Annotated in this window: 3 protein-coding genes and 2 pseudogenes; 2 read left to right on the top strand and 3 right to left on the bottom strand. The window is 59.9% G+C overall.

What is annotated here, in order from left to right; all coding sequences use genetic code 11:
• Positions 1-31 precede the first annotated feature (31 nt).
• Together lpxH and JWR98_RS28555 are read right to left on the bottom strand one after the other, a co-directional pair.
• On the bottom strand, positions 32-781 hold the full coding sequence (lpxH, locus tag JWR98_RS28550) for a UDP-2,3-diacylglucosamine diphosphatase (protein WP_205491838.1): 750 nt from the start codon (positions 779-781) through the stop codon (positions 32-34).
• Positions 778-1,281, bottom strand: a complete 504-nt coding sequence (locus JWR98_RS28555; RefSeq protein ID WP_003174772.1) for a peptidylprolyl isomerase — start codon at positions 1,279-1,281, stop codon at positions 778-780. Before JWR98_RS28555 ends, lpxH begins: the two co-directional genes overlap by 4 nt.
• A 258-nt stretch (positions 1,282-1,539) precedes the next feature.
• Here JWR98_RS28555 and JWR98_RS28560 point away from each other — a divergent pair.
• Both JWR98_RS28560 and cysS read left to right on the top strand, forming a co-directional pair.
• Positions 1,540-3,238, top strand: a pseudogene (locus tag JWR98_RS28560) (glutamine--tRNA ligase/YqeY domain fusion protein).
• Positions 3,239-3,257: 19 nt separating this feature from the next.
• Positions 3,258-4,646 (top strand): cysteine--tRNA ligase, encoded by a 1,389-nt coding sequence (gene cysS, locus JWR98_RS28565; RefSeq protein ID WP_058421765.1) that lies wholly within the window; start codon positions 3,258-3,260, stop codon positions 4,644-4,646.
• On the opposite strand, the pseudogene JWR98_RS28570 reads toward cysS, so the two are convergent.
• Positions 4,637-4,843: pseudogene (locus JWR98_RS28570) on the bottom strand (hypothetical protein); the annotation flags it as partial. The gene cysS and the pseudogene JWR98_RS28570 sit on opposite strands and share 10 nt — an antisense overlap.

Consider the following 4,843-nt stretch of genomic DNA (forward strand, 5'->3'; position numbering starts at 1 on the left):
CCCTCCCACATTTAATTTGTGCTGTCTGGGATTAAGCGCCAGGCAGCGCCAACTGCGGATTGACGAAGTCAAACGCCGCCAGTTGAAACCCCTGCTCATCCACCTGCAATGCCCAGCCCTGCTTGTCCCAGTCCCCCAGAACAATGCGCTTGGCCGCCTGGTCGCCGATCTGCAACTTATGGATGGCGGGGCGGTGGGTGTGGCCGTGGACCAGGGTGCGCACGCCGAACTGCTGCATCACCCGGGGCACTTCTTCAGGCGTGACATCGACAATGTCATTGGCCTTCATGCGCACCTGGGCGCTGCTCTCACTGCGCAACTTGCGCGCCAGTTTGTGGCGGGTACCCAAGGGCAGGTGACGCAGGATAAACAGCACGATCGGGTTACGCAGGATGCGCCGCAGCTTCATATAGCCGAGGTCGCGGGTACAGAGGCTGTCGCCGTGCATCAACAGCACGGGTTCGCCGTAAAACTGCACGACACTCGGGTCCTTGAGCAAGGTCGCGCCTGCGGCTTTGCAGAACGCCTTGCCGATCAGGAAATCGCGGTTGCCGTGCATGATGAAAATCGGGGTGCCGCTGTCGCTCAGCTCACGCAGAGCCTCGCCAATCGAACGCTGGAACACGGTCATCCCATCGTCGCCAATCCAGGCTTCAAAAAAGTCCCCCAGAATGTACAACGCCTGGGCACCACGGGCGCGGCCGTGGAGCAGATCCAGAAACGCCCGGGTGATGTCCGGGCGCTCCTCTTCCAGATGCAAATCTGAAATCAGCAATATCACCCAACGATCTCGGCTTTCTCGACGATCACGTCTTCGGCTGGAACGTCCTGGTGACCGGCTTTGGAGGTGGTGGACACGCCTTTGATCTTGTCGACAACGTCAGTGCCTTCGGTGACTTTACCGAACACCGCGTAACCCCAACCCTGCACGTTCTTGCCGCTGTGGTTCAGGAAGGCGTTGTCGGCGACGTTGATGAAGAACTGCGCGGAGGCCGAATGCGGCTCCATGGTGCGGGCCATGGCGACGGTGTACTTGTCGTTGGAAAGGCCGTTGTCCGCTTCGTTCTGGATGCTTGGGCGCTTGTCTTTCTTTTCCTTCATGCCAGGCTCGAAACCGCCGCCCTGGATCATGAAGTTGCCGATGACACGATGGAAAACGGTGTTTTCGTAGTGGCCGGCTTTGACGTACTCGATGAAGTTGGCGACGGTGATCGGCGCTTTCTCGGCGTTCAGCTCGATGACGATGTCACCGTGGTTGGTGGTCAGTTTGACTTGAGTCATGTTCACTACTCTTTCAGGGAATTCGTGGGTTTGGGCGAATAAACGCTTTACCTGTCTGGCTAAACGGCGGCCAAGGCGCGCAGTTTAGCGTGCCCGCCAGGAATTTCGAGGTGGTTTTTTACCGCCCCGCTCGTTAAAAGGGTAATTAAACCGCAGTTTTTGGTCCCGGCCTGTCAGTGTCTTGACAGCATCAGCTATGATATCGCCTTTGTTTTGTCTGGCCCCCACCGGCCACGAACCTGTCTGTTCAAGGATCCTATGAGCAAGCCCACTGTCGACCCTACCTCGAATTCCAAGGCCGGACCTGCCGTCCCGGTCAATTTCCTGCGCCCGATCATCCAGGCGGACCTGGATTCGGGCAAGCACACGCAGATCGTCACCCGTTTCCCGCCAGAGCCCAACGGCTACCTGCACATCGGTCACGCCAAGTCGATCTGTGTGAACTTCGGCCTAGCCCAGGAGTTCGGTGGCGTCACGCACCTGCGTTTCGACGACACAACCCGGCCAAGGAAGACCAGGAATACATCGACGCGATCGAAAGTGACGTGAAGTGGCTGGGCTTCGAATGGTCCGGTGAAGTGCGCTATGCCTCGCAGTACTTCGACCAGTTGCACGACTGGGCCGTCGAGCTGATCAAGGCCGGCAAGGCCTACGTCGACGACTTGAGCCCGGAACAGGCCAAGGAGTACCGTGGCACCCTCACCGAACCGGGCAAGAACAGCCCGTTCCGCGACCGCTCGGTGGAGGAGAACCTCGATTGGTTCGCCCGCATGCGCGCCGGTGAGTTCCCGGACGGCGCCCGCGTGTTGCGCGCCAAGATCGACATGGCCTCGCCGAACATGAACCTGCGCGACCCGATCATGTACCGCATCCGCCATGCCCACCACCACCAGACCGGTGACAAGTGGTGCATCTACCCCAACTACGACTTCACCCACGGTCAGTCGGACGCCATCGAAGGCATCACCCACTCCATCTGCACGCTGGAGTTCGAAAGCCATCGCCCGCTGTACGAGTGGTTCCTGAGCAACCTGCCGGTGCCGGCCCAGCCACGCCAGTATGAGTTCAGCCGTCTGAACCTGAACTACACCATCACCAGCAAGCGCAAGCTCAAGCAACTGGTCGATGAAAAGCACGTGCATGGCTGGGACGACCCGCGCATGTCGACGCTGTCGGGCTTCCGCCGTCGCGGCTACACCCCGGCGTCGATCCGCAACTTCTGCGATATGGTCGGCACCAACCGTTCCGACGGCGTGGTCGATTTCGGCATGCTCGAATTCAGCATCCGCCAGGACCTCGACGCTAACGCCCCGCGCGCCATGTGCGTGCTGCGTCCGTTGAAAGTCGTGATCACCAACTACCCGGAAGGTCAGGTCGAACATCTCGAACTGCCGCGTCATCCGCAGAAAGAAGAACTCGGCGTGCGCAAGCTGCCGTTCGCCCGCGAAATCTACATCGACCGCGATGACTTCATGGAAGAGCCGCCGAAGGGTTACAAGCGCCTGGAGCCCAATGGCGAAGTGCGCCTGCGCGGCAGCTACGTGATCCGTGCCGATGAAGCGATCAAGGACGCCGATGGCAATATCGTCGAACTGCGCTGCTCGTACGATCCGGACACCCTGGGCAAGAACCCTGAAGGCCGCAAGGTCAAGGGCGTGGTGCACTGGGTGCCGCCGCGGCCAGCATCGAGTGCGAAGTGCGCCTGTACGATCGTCTGTTCCGCTCGGCCAACCCCGAGAAGGCCGAAGACAGCGCGAGTTTCCTCGACAACATCAACCCTGACTCCCTGCAAGTGCTCACTGGTTGTCGTGCCGAGCCATCGCTTGGCGACGCACAGCCGGAAGACCGTTTCCAGTTCGAGCGCGAAGGTTACTTCTGCGCGGATATCAAGGACTCCAAACCTGGTCATCCGGTATTCAACCGTACCGTGACCTTGCGTGATTCGTGGGGCCAGTGATTCTGTTTAAGGAACTGTCGTGCTAACGATCTACAACACACTCAGCAAGACCAAAGAAGTCTTCAAGCCGCTCGATGGCAACAAAGTGCGCATGTACGTGTGCGGCATGACCGTGTACGACTACTGCCACATCGGCCACGGCCGCAGCATGGTTGCCTTCGACCTGGTGACCCGCTGGTTGCGTTTCAGCGGCTATGACTTGACGTACGTGCGCAACATCACCGACATCGACGACAAGATCATCAACCGCGCCAACGAAAACGGCGAGGCGTTCGACGCGCTCACCGAGCGCATGATCGCCGCGATGCATGAGGACGAGGCCCGCCTCAACATCCTCAAGCCGGACATGGAACCGCGCGCCACGGACCACATCCCTGGCATGCACGCGATGATCCAGACCCTGATCGACAAGGGCTACGCCTACGCCCCAGGCAATGGCGACGTGTACTACCGCGTCGCCAAGTTCATGGGCTACGGCAAGCTGTCGCGCAAAAAGATCGAAGACCTGCGCATCGGCGCGCGCATCGAAGTCGACGAAGCCAAGCAGGACCCGCTCGACTTCGTGCTGTGGAAAGGCACCAAGCCGGGCGAGCCGAGCTGGGAGTCGCCGTGGGGTGCCGGGCGTCCGGGTTGGCACATCGAGTGCTCGGTGATGTCCACCTGCTGCCTGGGCGAGACCTTCGACATTCATGGCGGCGGCAGCGACTTGGAGTTTCCGCACCACGAAAACGAAATCGCCCAGAGCGAAGCCGCCACCGGCAAGACCTACGCCAACGCCTGGATGCACTGCGGCATGATCCGCATCAATGGCGAGAAGATGTCCAAGTCCTTGAACAACTTCTTCACCATCCGCGACGTGCTGGAAAAGTATCACCCGGAAGTGGTGCGTTACCTGCTGGTATCGAGCCACTACCGCAGCGCCATCAACTACTCGGAAGACAACCTCAAGGACGCCAAGGGTGCTCTGGAGCGGTTCTACCACGCGTTGAAAGGCCTTCCCGCCGTTGCCCCGGCCGGTGGCGAAGCGTTCGTGGCACGCTTCACCGAAGTCATGAACGACGACTTCGGCACTCCCGAAGCCTGCGCGGTGCTGTTCGAAATGGTGCGCGAGATCAACCGCCTGCGCGAGAGCGACCTCGACGCGGCGGCGGGTTTGGCGGCACGCCTGAAAGAACTGGCCAGCGTACTGGGCGTGCTGCAGATGGAAGCCGACGACTTCCTGCAAGCCGGCGCCGAAGGGCGTGTGGATGCGGCTGAGGTCGATGCGCTGATCCAGGCGCGTCTGGCTGCTCGTGCTGGTAAAGACTGGGCGGAATCCGACCGTATCCGCGACCAACTGACCGCGATGGGTGTGGTGTTGGAAGACGGGAAGGGTGGGACTACTTGGCGGTTGGCTGATCAGGCTTGATCGTTGATTGCTGAATGAAAAACGCCGACTGGTTCGGGGCGGTTTTTTGAAATTGCGAAATAGCAGTGCACCATTAACGTTTCCACCACCAGTTTAAATCCCGCTTTACTGGGAGCGCTAGAGTATGCAGAAAGAAACATACGAGTGCGAAACCAACCGATTGATGGGTAGGTGTCAATGAGTTCGGGGCAGCTTCC

Source organism: Pseudomonas lactucae, from assembly GCF_016937615.1.
Taxonomy (GTDB): domain Bacteria; phylum Pseudomonadota; class Gammaproteobacteria; order Pseudomonadales; family Pseudomonadaceae; genus Aquipseudomonas; species Aquipseudomonas lactucae.

Bases quoted from the DNA above. Each gene is read 5' to 3' on its own strand.
- JWR98_RS28555 (WP_003174772.1), bottom strand. From the start codon at position 1,281: ATGACTCAAGTCAAACTGACCACCAACCACGGTGACATCGTCATCGAG.